10 protein-coding genes and 1 tRNA gene are annotated in these 15,277 nt (G+C 68.5%); 5 read left to right on the top strand and 6 right to left on the bottom strand.

Annotation, left to right across the window (positions count from 1 at the left end):
- Positions 1-5,432, bottom strand: a 5,432-nt coding sequence (locus BLS34_RS16120; RefSeq protein ID WP_093151848.1) for a calcium-binding protein, incomplete at its 3' end; no start/stop codon positions are given.
- Between the two features lie 205 nt (positions 5,433-5,637).
- Between BLS34_RS16120 and BLS34_RS16125 the strand changes: the two genes are divergently transcribed.
- Together BLS34_RS16125 and rfaE1 are read left to right on the top strand one after the other, a co-directional pair.
- Positions 5,638-6,225 carry an SIS domain-containing protein gene (locus BLS34_RS16125; protein WP_093151852.1) on the top strand — a complete coding sequence of 196 codons (588 nt, stop codon included), beginning with the start codon at positions 5,638-5,640 and terminating at the stop codon, positions 6,223-6,225.
- Entirely contained in the window at positions 6,222-7,691 is a 1,470-nt protein-coding gene (rfaE1, locus tag BLS34_RS16130; RefSeq protein WP_093151855.1) for a D-glycero-beta-D-manno-heptose-7-phosphate kinase, read from the top strand. Before BLS34_RS16125 ends, rfaE1 begins: the two co-directional genes overlap by 4 nt.
- Positions 7,692-8,139: 448 nt before the next feature.
- Here rfaE1 and BLS34_RS16135 read toward each other — a convergent pair whose 3' ends face one another.
- Together BLS34_RS16135 and BLS34_RS16140 are read right to left on the bottom strand one after the other, a co-directional pair.
- Positions 8,140-8,601, bottom strand: coding sequence for an MmcB family DNA repair protein (locus BLS34_RS16135; RefSeq protein WP_028795921.1), 462 nt, complete (start codon positions 8,599-8,601; stop codon positions 8,140-8,142).
- On the bottom strand, positions 8,598-10,043 hold the full coding sequence (locus BLS34_RS16140; protein WP_093151857.1) for a pentapeptide repeat-containing protein: 1,446 nt from the start codon (positions 10,041-10,043) through the stop codon (positions 8,598-8,600). Before BLS34_RS16140 ends, BLS34_RS16135 begins: the two co-directional genes overlap by 4 nt.
- 119 nt (positions 10,044-10,162) lie before the next feature.
- On the opposite strand from BLS34_RS16140, the gene BLS34_RS16145 reads away from it, so the two are divergent.
- A complete protein-coding gene (locus BLS34_RS16145) occupies positions 10,163-10,948 on the top strand; it encodes a methyltransferase domain-containing protein (RefSeq protein ID WP_093151860.1) in 786 nt (261 codons plus the stop codon).
- 62 nt (positions 10,949-11,010) lie between these two features.
- On the opposite strand, the gene BLS34_RS16150 is transcribed toward BLS34_RS16145, so the two are convergent.
- Entirely contained in the window at positions 11,011-11,841 is an 831-nt protein-coding gene (locus BLS34_RS16150) for a hypothetical protein (RefSeq protein WP_051245130.1), read from the bottom strand.
- A gap of 347 nt (positions 11,842-12,188) precedes the next feature.
- On the opposite strand from BLS34_RS16150, the gene BLS34_RS16155 reads away from it, so the two are divergent.
- Positions 12,189-12,944, top strand: a complete 756-nt coding sequence (locus BLS34_RS16155; protein ID WP_093151863.1) for a protein phosphatase CheZ — start codon at positions 12,189-12,191, stop codon at positions 12,942-12,944.
- Between the two features lie 118 nt (positions 12,945-13,062).
- Entirely contained in the window at positions 13,063-14,163 is a 1,101-nt protein-coding gene (locus tag BLS34_RS16160) for a hypothetical protein (RefSeq protein ID WP_093151864.1), read from the top strand.
- 73 nt (positions 14,164-14,236) lie between these two features.
- Here the strand turns inward: BLS34_RS16160 and BLS34_RS16165 are convergent.
- Together BLS34_RS16165 and BLS34_RS16170 are read right to left on the bottom strand one after the other, a co-directional pair.
- Positions 14,237-14,310, bottom strand: a tRNA-Gly gene (locus BLS34_RS16165).
- Positions 14,311-14,323: 13 nt separating this feature from the next.
- Positions 14,324-15,199: an ion transporter gene (locus tag BLS34_RS16170; RefSeq protein ID WP_093151867.1), complete on the bottom strand. Its 876-nt coding sequence runs from the start codon at positions 15,197-15,199 to the stop codon at positions 14,324-14,326.
- Positions 15,200-15,277: the final 78 nt, after the last annotated feature.

The following is a 15,277-nucleotide window of genomic DNA, read 5'->3' on the forward strand; positions in this document are numbered from 1 at the left end:
CCCGTCAGCGTGTCGTTGCCGTCGCCGCCGGTAACCGTATCGCCGCCGTCGCCGCCCGTCAGCGTGTCGTTGCCGTCGCCGCCCGTCAGCGTGTCACTGCCGTCCCCACCGGTGACGGTGTCATTGCCGTCACCGCCAGTCAGAGTATCCCCACCCGGGGTGGTGTCCTCTGCCGTTTCGGTGGGTTCGGTGTTCGCACTGAAGCGGAGTTGGGTATAGGGCGCGCCGCTCTCGTCGGTGCCGGTCGAGATCTCCGCAACCTCGAAGCCGCCAATCGCCTGGAAGCTGAAATCGGCAACCCCGTCGCCGTCGGTATCGACATTCACGGTGGTGCGGTCGTCGGCACCGATGGTTCGCGTGACGGTCAGAGCATCGGCATTCAGGGCCGACCCGTTGATCCGCACCGCATCGACCTGCTCCAGATCGAGAATGACGTCCCCATCATCGACCACGAAGGTGTCGGCACCGGCGCCACCCGTCATCCGGTCGGCCTCGGCACCGCCGTCGATCACGTCGTCGCCGGCCCCACCCGACATCTCGTCGCGCCCGGCGCCGCCTGACAGCGTGTCGCTGCCGTCGCCCGCGACGATCCGGTCGTCGCCGGCTCCGCCGTCGATCACGTCGTCGCCGTCATTGCCTTCCAAGTAGTCGGTGCCGTCATTGCCGAACAGCGTGTCGCGACCGGCACCGCCAAAGACTGAATCGCCGCCCTCGCCGCCGGACAGCAGGTCCTCGCCGTCGCCACCGACCAGAACGTCGCGATCGGCGCCGCCGGAAATCGTGTCGTCGCCCGCTCCGCCCGACAGGTTGTCGCGGCCGGCGGCCCCGGTGATCAGGTCGTTGCCGTCACCACCGGACAGATTGTCGCCGGCGCTGCCGCCAGCGAGAGTCGTGCCGTTCCAGCCAGCACCCGCGTCGCCCGCCAGGGAGTCGTCGCCGGAGCCGCCCTCGACCGTGTCGTTGCCGTCGCCGGACTGCACGGTGTCATTGCCGTCGCCACCGACTACGGAATCGTCGCCGTCATTGCCGTCGATGACGTCGTCGCCGCTGCCGCCATCGACGGTGTCGTTACCGGCGCCGCCGTCCAGCGTGTCGTTGTCCGCGCCGCCATCGACCAGATCGTCGCCGTCGCCGCCGGAAAGGGAATCCGCGCCTGCGTCGCCTTCGACGGTGTCGTCGCCGGCCCCACCGGCCGCGGTGTCGTCGCCGGAGCCACCGGCCACGCTGTCATTGCCGTCGCCACCGGCCAGGCTGTCATTGCCGTCGCCGCCCGCAACCGTGTCGTCCCCGTCGCCGCCGCCGACCGTGTCGTCGCCTGCGCCGCCCTCGGCCAGATCGTTGCCGGAACCGCCGTCGACGCTGTCATCGCCGTCGCCGCCTGCGACCGTGTCGTCGCCCGCACCGCCCTCGGCCGTGTCGTTACCGGCACCGCCGTCGACCACGTCGTTGCCCGAGCCGCCATCGACGCTGTCGTCGCCGTCATTGCCGGCCACCGTGTCGTCGCCGCTCCCGCCCTCGGCCGTATCGTTTCCGGCGCCGCCGTCGACCAGGTCGTTGCTTGCCCCGCCGTCCAGGCTGTCATCGCCGCCCCCGCCGGACAGGGTGTCCTCGCCCGAATTGCCGCTGACGACGTCGTTTCCGTCGCCGCCGTCCAGGCTGTCGTTGCCGATGCCGCCGGACAAGGTGTCCTCGCCCGACCCGCCCTCGGCGGTATCGTCGCCGTCGCCACCCAGGGCGATGTCGTCGTCCTCGCCGCCCAGCAGGCTGTCATTGCCGTCGCCGCCGGACAGGGTGTCGTCGCCCGCCTGGCCCGACAGGGTATCGTCGCCGCCGCCGCCGGAGACCACGTCGCCCGCCGACTTGGCCGAGATGTCGTCGTCGCCGTCGCCGGCCTCGATCGTGTCGTTCTCCGGCGTGCCGACCAGGGTGTCGGCGCCATCGGTGCCAAGCTCCGGCTCGAACGCCTCGAGGCTGATATCGACGCCGCCGGACCCGTTGTCGGTGACCGTCGGCGAGGTGAACAGGCCCTCCAGACGGATCGTGGAGTCGGGCGTCCCGTCGCCGTCGGTGTCGAGGCTGAGCGTGCTGCCGGTCTCGTCGCGGACCAGGGTGACGCCCAGTGTGTCGGCGCTGACCCCGGCGACCGAGATCACGTCCACGCCCGCCGCGAAGTCGCGGATCAGGTCGCCGTCGAGATCGTCCGCGGTCCCGGCGAAGGTGTCGGCGCCCGCGCCGCCGGCCAGACTGTCCGAACCGGCACCTCCGACGAGCGCATCGTCGCCGCCGTCGCCGTCGATGTCATCGGCGCCGGCGCCGCCGGACAGCAGGTCGTCGCCGTCGCTGCCGCGCAGGGTGTCGGCTCCCTCGCCGCCGTCCAGCGTGTCGTTGCCGCCACCGCCCGACAGCAGATCGGCACCGTCATTACCCTGGATGCTGTCGTCGGCGGCCTCGCCCAGAAGCTCGTCGTCGCCGGCCCCGCCGGTCAGGGAATCGTCGCTCGGCCCGCCATACAGCGTGTCGTCGCCGTCGCCGCCGGCCAGGGCGTCCTCGCCCTCGTTGCCGGAGAGCAGATCGTTGTCGGCGCCGCCCGCGACCGTGTCGTTGCCGGCACCCCCGTCCAGGGTGTCGGCCCCTTCGCCGCCGGACAGCAGGTCGTTGCCGTCTCCGCCATCGACGGTATCCTCGCCGCCGCCGGCCAGGACGGTGTCGTCGCCACCGGCGCCGGACAGCGTGTCAGCCGCGGCACCGCCGGTCAGCACGTCGTTGCCGTCGCCACCGGTGGCCAAGATCGGGCCCTGATCGCGGATGGTGAAGTCGGTATAGGTGGAGCCGTCGGCCGCGGTCCGGGTGACCGCCTCGACGTCGTTGAAATCGCCCTCAAGGGTGAGGGTCAGGTCGGCATTCCCGTCGCCGTCGGTATCGATCCGGATGCCTGTGGTGGTGCCGTCCTCGCTGCGCACCAGCTCGACCGCGTCCGCATCCAGCGACACGCCCTCGACCCGGACCACGTCGTCGTCGCCGAGATCGGCGATCACGTCGCCGTCGCCGGCCACGAAGACATCGCCACCAGCACCGCCGGTCAGGGTATCGGATCCGGCGCCACCGTCGAGACGGTCGCTGCCGGCCCCGCCGACCAGGACGTCGTTGCCGCCGTCGCCCTCCAGCGTGTCGTCGCCGCCACCGCCGTTGAGGGTGTCGTTGCCGCTGCCGCCTTCCAGGTAGTCGCGGCCGGAGCCGCCCTGGATCGAGTCGGCGCCCGCACCGCCATCGAGGCGGATGCCCGGACCGGACCAACTCACCGTGTCGTTGCCGGCGGTCACGCCGCTGGCGGCGGCGGAGACCTGGCCGCGGTCGAGCACGGAGCCGTCGGCGAACTCGATGTTCTCGATGGTCCGCAGGGTGTCGGTCCAATAGTCGATCTCGACCATGTCGGAGATCGAGTCCCAGCCGACGGCGTCCTCGGCCGCGGCGAGATAAAGCGTGGATCCGTTCAGCCAGAGGGTCACGTCCTCGGCGTTCAGGTCGCTCAGCTCCAGGGTATCGATGCCGCCATGGAGCAGCGTCGGCGTGCCAATATGACCGAGCGGGCTGCGGGTCTGGTACCAGTACTCGTCGATGATCCTGTCGCGGCCGTCGCCGGAGGCATACTGGTAGACATCGTCGCCGCCGCCGGCACGCAACAGGTCATTGCCCTCGCCCCCGACCAGGGTGTCGTCGCCCTCCGGCTCTGCGATGGCCGCGCCGCGGATGCCGCCGCTGCCCAGCAGCGTGTCCGCACCCGCACCGCCGGACAGCAGGTCGTTACCGTCGCCGCCGTCGATCGTGTCGTTGCCGTCGCCGCCCCGCGCCGTGTCGTTGCCGACACCGCCGCGGATCGAGTCGTTGTCCGCGCCGCCGTCGACCACGTCATTGCCGCCGCCGCCGACCAGCAGGTCATTGCCGTCACCGCCGGAGACCGTGTCGTCCGCCGCCCCGGCCACCACCGTGTCGTTGCCGCCCGCCGCATCGACGCCCAGCGCTGTGTCGGTCCAGCTCAGGCTCTCGTCGGCCGAGGTGCCGTCGAGGTTGGCGGTGATATCCTCGACCGACAGCTCGCTGCCATCGTCGAATTCCAGCGTCTCGATCCGGTAGTCGCTGTCGCGCCAGTTCTCGATGGTGATCTGGTCGGCCAGATCGCCGAGTTCATTGACCCCGTCGCGGATGCCGATGACCAGGTCGTCGCCGATGATGTCGAACCACAGATCCTCGGCGCCGATGCCAGGACCGAAGACGATCCGGTCGGCGCCGCCGTCGGTCACATAGGCGTTGTCGACATGGCCGAGCCCGTTCTCCGGGACGATCTTGTACTCGTCGACGATGGTGTCCTGGCCGTCGCCCAGGTTGAAGCTGTAGACGTCGTTGCCGCCGCCGCCGCGCAGCAGGTCGTCGCCGACCCCGCCGGACAGGTGATCGTGGCCGACCGCCTCGTTGGTGGTGCCGGCTTCGGCCGAGCCGTCGAGGGTGTCGTTGCCGATGCCGCCGACCAGAGTGTCGTCGCCGGTGCCGCCGAGCACGGAATCGTCGCCGTCGCCGCCATCGACCCGGTCGTTGCCGCCGCCGACCGACACGGTGTCCTGGCCGGAGCCGCCGGCCACACTGTCGACGCCGGCACCGGTAACCACCGCGTCGTCGCCGTCGCCGCCATCGATCTGGTTGTCACCGCCCGCCGCGTTGACGACGTCGTTGCCCGCGCCGCCGCCGATCGTGTCCGCGGCGTCGGTGGCCGTGATGGTGTCGTCACCGCCGCCGGCATCGATGCCGAGGGCCGGCCCATCCCACGTCACCGTGTCCGACTGGCCCGAACCCTCCAGGTCGGTGACCAGACCGGACACATCGATCGTGGTGCCGTCCTCGAACTGGATCTGCTCGATCGCCCGCAGGGGATTGTCGGCGTCGTTGAGGCGCAGCAGGTCGCTCAGACCGTAGAGATCGGTGTCGCCGTCGCGGATGCCGATGATCAGGTCGTCGCCGTCGAGGGAGACCCACAGGTCCTCATAGGTGATCCCCGCGCCGAACCGGATCGTGTCGGTACCGCCGTCGAGTTCGACAGGACTTCTGATCGACCCAAGGCTGATGCGCTCATGGAAGTAGTAGTAATCCTGGATCTCGTCGTAACCGTCGCCGCGGTTATAGAGATAGGTGTCGTTGCCGCCACCGCCGCGCAACGTGTCCGAGCCCGATCCGCCCGACAGCGTGTCGTCTCCGGTGGGCTGATTGAAATCGTTGATGTTACCGGCTGATCCGTCGATCAGATCGTCGCCGGCACCGCCCAACAGCAGGTCGTTCCCCTCCCGGCCGTCGAGAGAGTCGTTACCATCGCCTCCGAAGAGCGTGTCGTTGACGGCGCCGCCGAACAGCGTGTCGTCAGAATTAGTGCCGGTCAGATCGACCATGGGCAGGTTTCTCCCCCCTGGAGCGCGCAATCTATCCCCTCGACCTGCACATCGCAAATTTTATGCAAATTCTGGCTACCTGAGAATTTCGCAAGAACTGTTGAAGGATTCTCCGACACTTGGCAGGACGCCGCCGACGGGGTAAATCCTGGGCCGCTGCGGGCCTGATCGTCCCCAGCCGAATCGTGCGGAACCGGGGCCCCAGATGACCGCCAAGTCGTTGCTGGAAAAAGATTTCGAAGAACACGCGAGCGTAACGGGCTCAACCCGCGCGGCCGTCGAATCGGCCTTCGAAGAGTTGGTGGCCGCTTGCGCGTCATCCGTGTCCAATGGTGGAAAGTTGCTCTTTTTCGGCAACGGCGGCAGTGCCGCGGATGCCCAGCATCTGTCCACCGAGCTGGTCGTACGCTACGTCACGGACCGGGCAGCGATTGCCGCCCTGGCCCTGACGACGGACACATCCGCCCTGACGGCGGGTGCCAACGATATGGGGTACGACCGGGTCTTCGCCCGCCAGATCGAGGCGCTCGGACGCCCCGGGGACGTTGCCATCGGCCTCAGCACCTCGGGCAAGTCGCCGAACGTGCTGAAGGGGCTGGAGGAGGCAAAGGCGCGCGGCCTGATCGCCGTGGCCATGGTCGGCGCCAACCGGGAGCAGGTGGACCCGATCGCCGATATCGTGGTGTCGGTACCGGCCCGGGCGGCGAACCGGATCCAGGAAATGCACATCCTGATCGGCCACGCGCTGTGCGGCACGCTGGAGCGCCGCCTCGGTCTGGTGGAAGAAGAATGACCGACGAGTCCGAACTCGCCTCCCTCGTCGAGGACCTCGCCGGCATCCGCGTGCTCGCGGTCGGCGACCTGATGCTCGACCGTTTCGTCTACGGCGCGGTCGACCGGATCTCGCCGGAGGCCCCCGTCCCCGTCCTTCGGATCGAGCGCGAGACCGTGATGCTGGGCGGCGTGGGCAACGTGGCGCGCAACCTGCGGGCGCTCGGCGCGACCGTCTGCCTCGTCGCCGTGATGGGACGCGACCAGGAAGCCCGCGACATCAAGGGCCTGCTGCGCGACGACCTGGAGATCGAAAGCCATCTGATCGAGGACGAGGCGCGGCCGACCACGATCAAGACCCGCTACATCGCCGGCAGCCAGCAGATGATGCGCGCCGACCGCGAGCGGATCGTGCCGGTCTCCGCCAACCTGGAGGAGGAGATCGTCGCCCGCGCGGTCGCCGATCTGGCCCAGGCCAAGGCGATGGTGCTGTCGGACTACGGCAAGGGCGTTCTGACCGAGCCGGTGCTGCGGCGGCTGATCGAGGCCGCGGCCGAGCGCGGCGTGCCGGTGATCGTCGACCCCAAGGGAAGCGACTATGCCCGCTATGCCGGCGCCACCCTGGTGACGCCGAACCGCCGCGAACTGGCCGAGGCGACCGGCGGCATGGCGGACGGCGATGCTGGGATCGTCGAGACCGCCACCGCCCTGATCGAGGCGTCCGGCGTGAACGGCGTGCTGGTCACCCGCAGCCAGGACGGCATGTCCCTGGTGCGCGGCGGCGGGGTGGAACCGCTGCATCTCTCGGCAACCGCGCGGGAGGTCTATGACGTCTCCGGCGCCGGCGACACGGTGGTGGCGACCCTGGCGGCCGCGCTGGGTGCGGGGATCGCGGTGGAAGACGCCTGTCGGCTGGCGAATGTGGCGGCCGGAATCGTCGTCGCCAAGATGGGCACGGCGACCGCGGCGGCGAACGAGATGGCCGCAACCCTGCGCCAGCGCGAGCTGGATGTGGGCGAGTCCAAGACCCATACCCTGGAGGAGGCCCGCTCCCTGGCGCAGTCGTGGCGCCGTCAGGGCCTGAAGGTCGGCTTCACCAACGGCGTGTTCGACCTGCTGCACCCCGGTCACGTATCGCTGTTGCGACAGGCGCGCGCGGCCTGCGACCGGCTGGTGGTCGGGCTGAACAGCGATGCCTCGGTGAAGCGGCTTAAGGGGGAGTCCCGGCCGATCCAGAACGACGCCTCGCGCGCCCTGGTCCTGGGTTCGCTCGCCTCCGTGGATGCGGTCGTGATTTTCCCCGACGACACGCCGCTGGCGGTGATCGAGACCCTGCGGCCGGACGTTCTGGTGAAAGGAGCCGACTACACCGTGGCAACCGTGGTCGGCGCCGATGTGGTGCAGTCCTATGGCGGCCGGGTGATGCTGGCGTCGCTCGAGGACGGTCACAGCACGACCGCGACGGTCGCCCGGATTTCCAAGAAGTAAGAGTACTTCTCCAGAAGCCAGGTTTCAGGCAGGCCCGCTCTCGGACCCGCGCAACCGCCCGGGGCAAGGCCATTGAACGGCCTGCGCCCCGGTCTCGGTTGGATACTGGTCCCGGACAGGCCGGGACATCGGGCCCTTAGAGGGCGCCGGCGACCGCGGTCAGGGCGATCAGAGCCCAACCCATGCTGTAAGCGATCACGGTCTTCGCGACATCGATATTGGCCATGTCTGCCTCCACGTTCGGCGGCGGATCATCCCGTCGCCTTCTGCAGTGCAACATAGGGCGGAATAACGGTCAGGATAACTGACCAAAATGGCAGCGAATTAGTCGTGAAATAGAACCAATAATCGGTCGATTAATTCAAATATTGATCATTTATATTTTCAATAAGCCCGGCCTGACGCAGCTTTTCGCACCTGCAGCGCGACAGAACTGTCCGCCCCCCTCTTAGAGCCGGGGGTCCTCCAGGCCGCGCAGGCGGCGAGCGGCGGTTGCGGCAAAGCGCAGGGTGATCGCCTTGCGCCGGGCGGCGGCCAGCCGCACCACCGGGGCCTCGCGCAGGATTTCGGCGCCCCAGGCGTCGGCGACGATCAGGCCGCAGGTGTCGGGATCGGGCAGGCGCTCGAGCGGGAAGTCGGGCGAGACCGCGAAGAAGAACCGGTCGCAGAACGGCCCGTAATCCACCCATTTGCGGTCCGCGGCGAAATCGGGGATGCCGGATTTCACCTCCACGATCGTCACCGTGCCGTCCGGAGCCAGGGCGACGATATCCGCCCGCCGGCCGTTGGCCAGCCGCAGCTCGGTGACCACCGCATGCCCCAGATCCTCGAACAGCCGCGCCGCGCCGCGGGTGACGGCCCGGGTGATCGCGGCAGCCCCGTCCGTCTCCGGCCAGGGCGCCTGCGTCACAGGGCGACGTCCTGCGCGCCCCGGAAATCGGTGTCCCGGGTATCCGCGCCCCGCAGGTCGGCATCGGTGAGGATCGCATCTTGCAGATCGGCGCCGCGCAGGTTGGCGTCGCGCAGGTCCGCGCCTGTCAGATCGGTGTGCATCATGGCGGCGAAGGACAGGTCGGCGCCGCGGAAATTCGCCTGCGCCAGCCGGGCATGCTCCAGATGGGCGGTCCAGCGCTGGACGTTGGAGCCGATGATGTTGATCGGCCCGAGCCGGGCGCCGGTGAGATTGGCGCCGGTCAGGTTGGCACGGCGCAGGGTCACCCCCCGCATGTCGGCCTGGGACAGGTCGGACTTGCGCAGGTCGGCGAAGGCCATGTCCGACATCAGCAGTTCCATGCGGCTGAGGTCGCAGCCGGTGAGGACCACGAATTCCATCCCGGCCGCCGACAGGTTGATGCCGGACAGCGACTGACCGCTGGCGTCGCGCCGGGTCAGCACCGCCCGCTGTCCCTGACGTCCGGAGGACCGGATCCAGGCGTCATGGGCGATCAGCATGGTCCGCATCTCCATGCCCAGCGCATCCAGTACCTTGGGCAGGCGCGCGTCGCGGAACTGCGGCGCGTCCCGGTCCATGTTGGAGAACGCCGCGCCGGCCAGATCGGCGTCGGCGAGCTGGGTGTTGGAGAAGATCACATTGTACAGCACCGCGCCGTGAAGGATGGCACCGGTCAGGTTGGCCTCGGTCAGGTCGGCGCCTTCCAGGTTGCTGCCCGTCAGGTTGGCGTGGCTCAGATCGGCGCGGTTCAGCCGCACGTTGCGCAGGTTGGCGTCCGTCAGATCGGTCTGGACGACGAAGGCGTTCGACATCTTCGCGTTGGACAGGTCGGCGCGCAGGGCGGTGGCCGTCGCCGCGTCGGTGGAGGTCGTCTCGAAACCCGAGGCCACCAGGTTGCCGCGCTCGTCGGGTTTCAGCAGCACGCCGTCGCGCAGATCCGCCTCCTGCAGGACGGCGTCGGTCAGGTTGGCCCCGCGCAGACAGGCGCCGCGCATGTCGGCCCGCGACAGGGTGGCGTGGCGCAGGTCGGCGTGGCGCAGGTCGCAGGCGAACAGGTTGGCGCTGCCCAGCTTGGCATGGCGCAGATCGGCATGGCTGAGGCTGGCGCCGGTGAAATCCGCGCCGCCGAGATCGACGCCCTTCAGGTCGAGATAGCGCAGGTCGCAGCCGGCGAAACTCGCCCGTGCGCCACCGGTGCGGCCGCTCTCGAACTGGGCATGGGACTGGACCATCTGGTCGACGTCGCGCTGGCTGAGCTTGCGCAGCCGCAGCGAGGTCGGCCGGTCGTCGCGCGGGAACTCGTGCCCGGTCGCCTGCTCGGCCAGGGTTCCGGGCATGCTGTCCCGGGTCCGCGTTGTCTTGCCGGATTTTCCGGCGCTGCCGGCTTTACCGTCGGTCATTGACTTGTCGCCCGAACTCACCGGCCCCGTCCTTGGCCGGAAAATATGCTGTATCCTGCGTATCTCTACCATACCCCATGCCCGCCGACCGCCGCCGTCGACCCTCCGGAGCCGCAGAAATGACCTGGGACACCTCGCAATACCTGAAATTTGCCGACCATCGCCTGCGCCCCGCGACCGATCTCCTCGGCCGGATTCCCGTCGACGCGCCGCGTCGGGTGGTGGATCTCGGCTGCGGCACCGGCAACGTCACCGCCGTGCTGGCGGCCCGCTGGCCGACGGCCGAGATCACCGGGCTGGATCCGTCCCCGGAGATGCTGGACCGCGCCCGCGCCGACCATCCGGCCCTGTCCTTCCCGGCCCTGTCCTTCGACGTCGCGGACGCCGCTTCCTGGAGGGCTGAACCGCCGGTGGACGTGCTTTATTCCAACGCGGCGCTGCATTGGCTGGGCGACCACGGGGCGCTGTTCCCGCGCCTGTTCGACCAGGTCGCCCCCGGCGGCTGGCTGGCGGTGCAGATGCCCCGCAACTTCGCCGCCCCGTCACACACATCGGTCGCCGACGCGGCCATGGACGGGCCTTGGCGAAAGACGATAGAGCCGATGCTCAGCGCCCCGCCGACCCACGAGCCGGGTTTCTATATCGACCTGCTGTCGCCGCTGGCCGATATGCTCGACGTCTGGGAGACCGAGTACATCCAGATCCTGGAGGGAGAGAACCCGGTGGCGGAATGGACCAAGGGCACCTGGCTGCGCCCGTTCCTCGGCGCCCTGGAGGGCGCGGAGCGCGACGGGTTCGAGAGCGCCTACCGGACGCGGGTCCGCGCCGCCTATCCGCCGATGCCGGACGGCCGCACGGTCTTCCCGTTCCGGCGCCTGTTCCTGGTGGCCCGGCGCGCGGCCTGAGGGAACCGCAAGGGAGGGAACCCGACCTCCCGGGTAAGGGCTGGAGTTGGGGCCGGGCGCCCTCAGACCCAGTCGTGGGTCTGGGGGAAGTGGAAGGCGACGAAGCGGTAGGTCTCGCGCACCGCATCGCGCAGCCGGTCGTGCTTCTTCTCGACCGGAACGTTCCACATCTTGATCGCCTGGTCCCAGATGATCAGGCGCTGGTGCAACTCGTCGCGGATCTCGCGCACGTATTTCACCATGGCGTCATAGGATTTCAGCACCACCATGATCTCGCTGGTCTGCGCGTCGACCTGCTCGAACAGGCTCATGAAGCCCTGCATCGCAGGCCGCATCAGGATGCCGGCGCGGTTGACCTCTTCGTAGAAGTGCTTGTCTTCCTTGTAGAGCCTGCCGACCTTGTTCAGCTTCACCGCGATGCCGCGGGCGGAGTTGTAGCGGTCGCGCAGGGCCTCGATGTAGCAGAGCTCTCGGGCGAAGCGATCGATCATGTCGAGCACCTCGTCGCGCCGGCCGGCACCCAGCCCCAGGGACTCCGCGATCTTGGAGATGCCGTCGCGCACCTTCTGCTGCATGTTGGAATCCGTCGACATGCGCCGAAGCTCGGTCATATCCAGGACCACGGATTCGTCACCGGTCAGCCAGGTCGCCACCTGCACCATCAGCCGGTTCTTGGCCAGTTCGCGGTGGTGGTCCTCGACCCGCCAGGAGGCGGTGCCGTCCAGCAGTTCCGACGGGATACTGTCACCCGGTCGGATATCCTTCACGAATTTCAGGCTGTTGGCGGCGATGACCAGAAGCTTTCCGTCGGGAGAATCCGGCGAAATCCCGAACTCTGAGGACACGTCGTCGATCGGGATCACCGCGTCGATATCCCCGAGTTTGACATGCATCACGGGACTGCGGTCTCGGCCCGACAGTTCGAACCGCGTGTCCGGAAGCTGAAATACCCGATGCTGAAAAACGAAGTGGGTATTCGGATCCAGTTTGTCGCTCGTCTCAACGCTCGCCCCTGCGACAGCCATCCTGCTCAACCTTTTTTCGCCCAAGCAATTGCCAGACAGGCGCCTGTTCCAAGCCCATCGGCCCGCGGCGCCAATTTTGCGCAATAGCCTGAAAAATTAGTTAATGATGTCGTGAGCGGGTTTCAGTTCGACTCCCTCCCTCTAAGGGTTAACGTTTTTTTTAAGCATCCCGGCGAATATCCGCGCAGATCGTACCGAGGTGCCGGGAGAAGATGATGATGGCCGCCAAGCACGAGAAGCTCTTTTCAATAGAACGCCGGGCCAAAAAGGCCGGAGCGGCGGGTGTGCTTAAGAGCGCCAACACCGACATTCCGCCCATGGCCCTGGCCGATGGCGGCGTGGAGATGATCCTGGCGCAGATCGCCGAGCTCCGGCAGGAGGTCGCCGAACTTCGCGGCGTCAAAGAGACCGAAATCGCCGAAGACGACGACATGAAGCGGGACGTGCGCGTGGAAATCGCGCAGATGGTCCGCAGCATCGGCCGCGCCAAGACCCAGATCGCCGCGATCAAGAACCCGGTCATGGGCCGGGACGAGATGGAGAAGGCCTCACTCCAGCTCGAGGAAATCACCAAGCAGACCGAGGACGCCACCAACGAGATCATGTCGGCGGCCGACGAAGTCGAGCAGCTCTTGAAGCAGATCCACTCGCATACGGTCGAAGATCCGGATGTGGCGCTGCTGATCGACCATGCCAGCGAACGCCTCATCGCCATCATCGAGGCCTGCGCCTTCCAGGATCTGACCGGCCAGCGCGTCACCCAGGTGGTGAAGACCCTGCGGTACATCGAGAGCCGCGTGCTGGCGATGATCGATATCTGGGGCCTGGAGGCGTTCAAGGACGTCGACATTCCGGACGAAGGCACGATCGAGGGCGCGCATGACGAGCAGGATGAGCACGAGCTGCTGAACGGCCCGGCCCTGGGTGGCCAGGGTCTCAGCCAGGCGGATATCGACGCCCTGTTCGACTGACCGGCCGGCGCCGGTGGGTCGCCGACGCAGAGCCCCCGCCGGCATCGCGGTATTTCCTTCCACGGACGATCGTGCGATCTGACGGGGCCATGCCGTCGGACCACGGATGAGCCCTCCCATGAGGCGTGCCCCTTACGCACTGATCGCCGTCGCGGTGGCGGCCGTCGGCCTGCTGGCGCTCCGAGATACAGACGCCTTCCTGCGCCCGGACTTCTGGGCCGAGGACGGACGCGCCTTCTTCCGCGGCTGGAACATGTTCGGCTGGAGCTCCTTCATCGAGCCCTATGCCGGCTACCTGCACCTGATGCCGCGCATCGTCGCGGCGGCGGCCGGGCTGCTGCCGCTGGAATGGACCCTGGTCGTCTTCCTGGTGGGAGCGGCGGCGTTCAGCGCCTGGGCCAGCGTGACCCTCTTTCTGTGCCTCCCCGGACCGGCCGCCTGGCTCGGCGCGCTCACGCCCCTGCTGGCCTTCGGCGGCAGTGAGGTGCTGGGCACGCCCACCAACCTGCAATGGATCACCGCCATCGCTCTGGCCGCGATCGCCGTCTCCGCGCCGGGCGGAACGGCGAACAAGGCGGCGATGGTGGTCGTCGCCGGATTGTCGGGCCCGTTCTCCCTGATCTACCTGCCGGTCTTCGCGACCCGGCTCTGGCTGCTGCGTACCCACCGCCCCGAGGTCATCGTCTGCGCGCTGGCGCTCCTGTGCGGCGCGATCCAGGGCGGTTTCATCCTGTCCCAGCCGCAGGCCGGCGGCGGCACCCTCGGCCTGGCCGCCCTCGGAACCGCCGGCGATCTGGTGAAGGCCTCGGTCGGCTCATCCTGGGGCCTGGTCGCCCTGGCGGCGGCAACCGCCGGTCTGGCGGCCGGAACCTATCGTCTGCCGAGGGTCGGCCTCGCCGTGCTGGCCGGGCTGGTGCTGGCCGGCATCGCGGTCAAGTTCGCCCCCATGCCGGACATGTTCGCCGGCGGCGATGTCGGCCACCGCTACTGGTACGTTCCGTCGGGCCTGCTGCTGCTGAGCCTGGCGCTCATGCTGGCGGAGCCGGGGCGGTGGCTGCGCCGCGCCGGCGCCGTCGGGACCGTGGCCTTCCTGCTGGGCTACGCCTATCAGCCGTTCCTCGTTCCGGAACCGATCCATTACGGCTCCTGGGAGCAGGGCATCCGCGACGGCGTCTATCGATACCCCCCGGACAAGACGGTCCCGGTCCCGCGCCGCTGACGGCGGCCGGCCTGCGATCGGACAAGGGGACAGCGGGGCAATCTGGTCGGGGGAAATCCGGGCCGGGGAAATCTGGAGCGGGCGACCGGGATCGAACCGGCATCATCAGCTTGGAAGGCTGAGGTTCTACCATTGAACTACGCCCGCGAGGCGGCGGACTTTAGCCGCTGTGCCCCTCAGATTCCAGCGCGGACTTTTCCCCCCGCGCCCCCTCCTGCACCTCCCCCCGCGTCGCGGCGATTTCGGCCCGCAGCGCCTTCACTTCGGCCATGACGTCCACCAGGGTCGGCTCGCCCAGATGCAGGGCCGCCTCCTCGGCATGGGCCTGGCTCTGCATGGCGTCGACGATGATGCCGATGAACAGGTTCAGCACCGCGAAGGAGGTCAGCAGGATGAACGGCACGAAGAACAGCCAGGCAACCGGGAACACGTCCATCACCGGCCGCACGATGCCCATCGACCAGCTCTCCAGCGTCATCACCTGGAACAGCGTGTAGAATGACGCGCCGATGGTACCGAACCACTCCGGGAACGCGCCGCCGAACAGCTTGGTGGCCATGACCGCGAAGACATAGAAGAGCACGCCGAGCAGCATGACGACCGAGCCCATCCCCGGAATGGCATGGAGCAGCGCGCCGACCACCCGGCGCAGGGAAGGCACGACCGACACCAGACGCAGCACGCGCAGGATGCGGAAGGCGCGCAGCACCGAGAAGCCCTGCGAGGCGGGCACCAGGGCCACGCCCACCACCACCACGTCGAACAGGTTCCAGGGGTCGCGGAAGAACCGAGGGCCGCGGGCGAAGAGCTTGAGGGCGATCTCCGCGACGAAGACGCCCAGGATGATCGTGTCGGCCAGCACCAGCAGCGGCCCGGCCACCGCCATGGCCGTCGCGCTGGTCTCCAGACCGAGCGTGACCGCGTTCAGCACGATCAGGGCGGTGATCACTGCCTGGGCACGCCCGGATTCAACGACGGCGCGGACCCACTCCCGCGCGCCCGACACCGTACCCGCCCCCGACTGCGTCTCCAACATCCGATCCCCCGGCAGGTCCGCCGAACTGGCGGCCACGACAGCGCCTGAGCTAACGTCACCGGGGCTTCGGTTCAAGAG

The organism is Thalassobaculum litoreum DSM 18839 (genome assembly GCF_900102465.1).
GTDB lineage: Bacteria > Pseudomonadota > Alphaproteobacteria > Thalassobaculales > Thalassobaculaceae > Thalassobaculum > Thalassobaculum litoreum.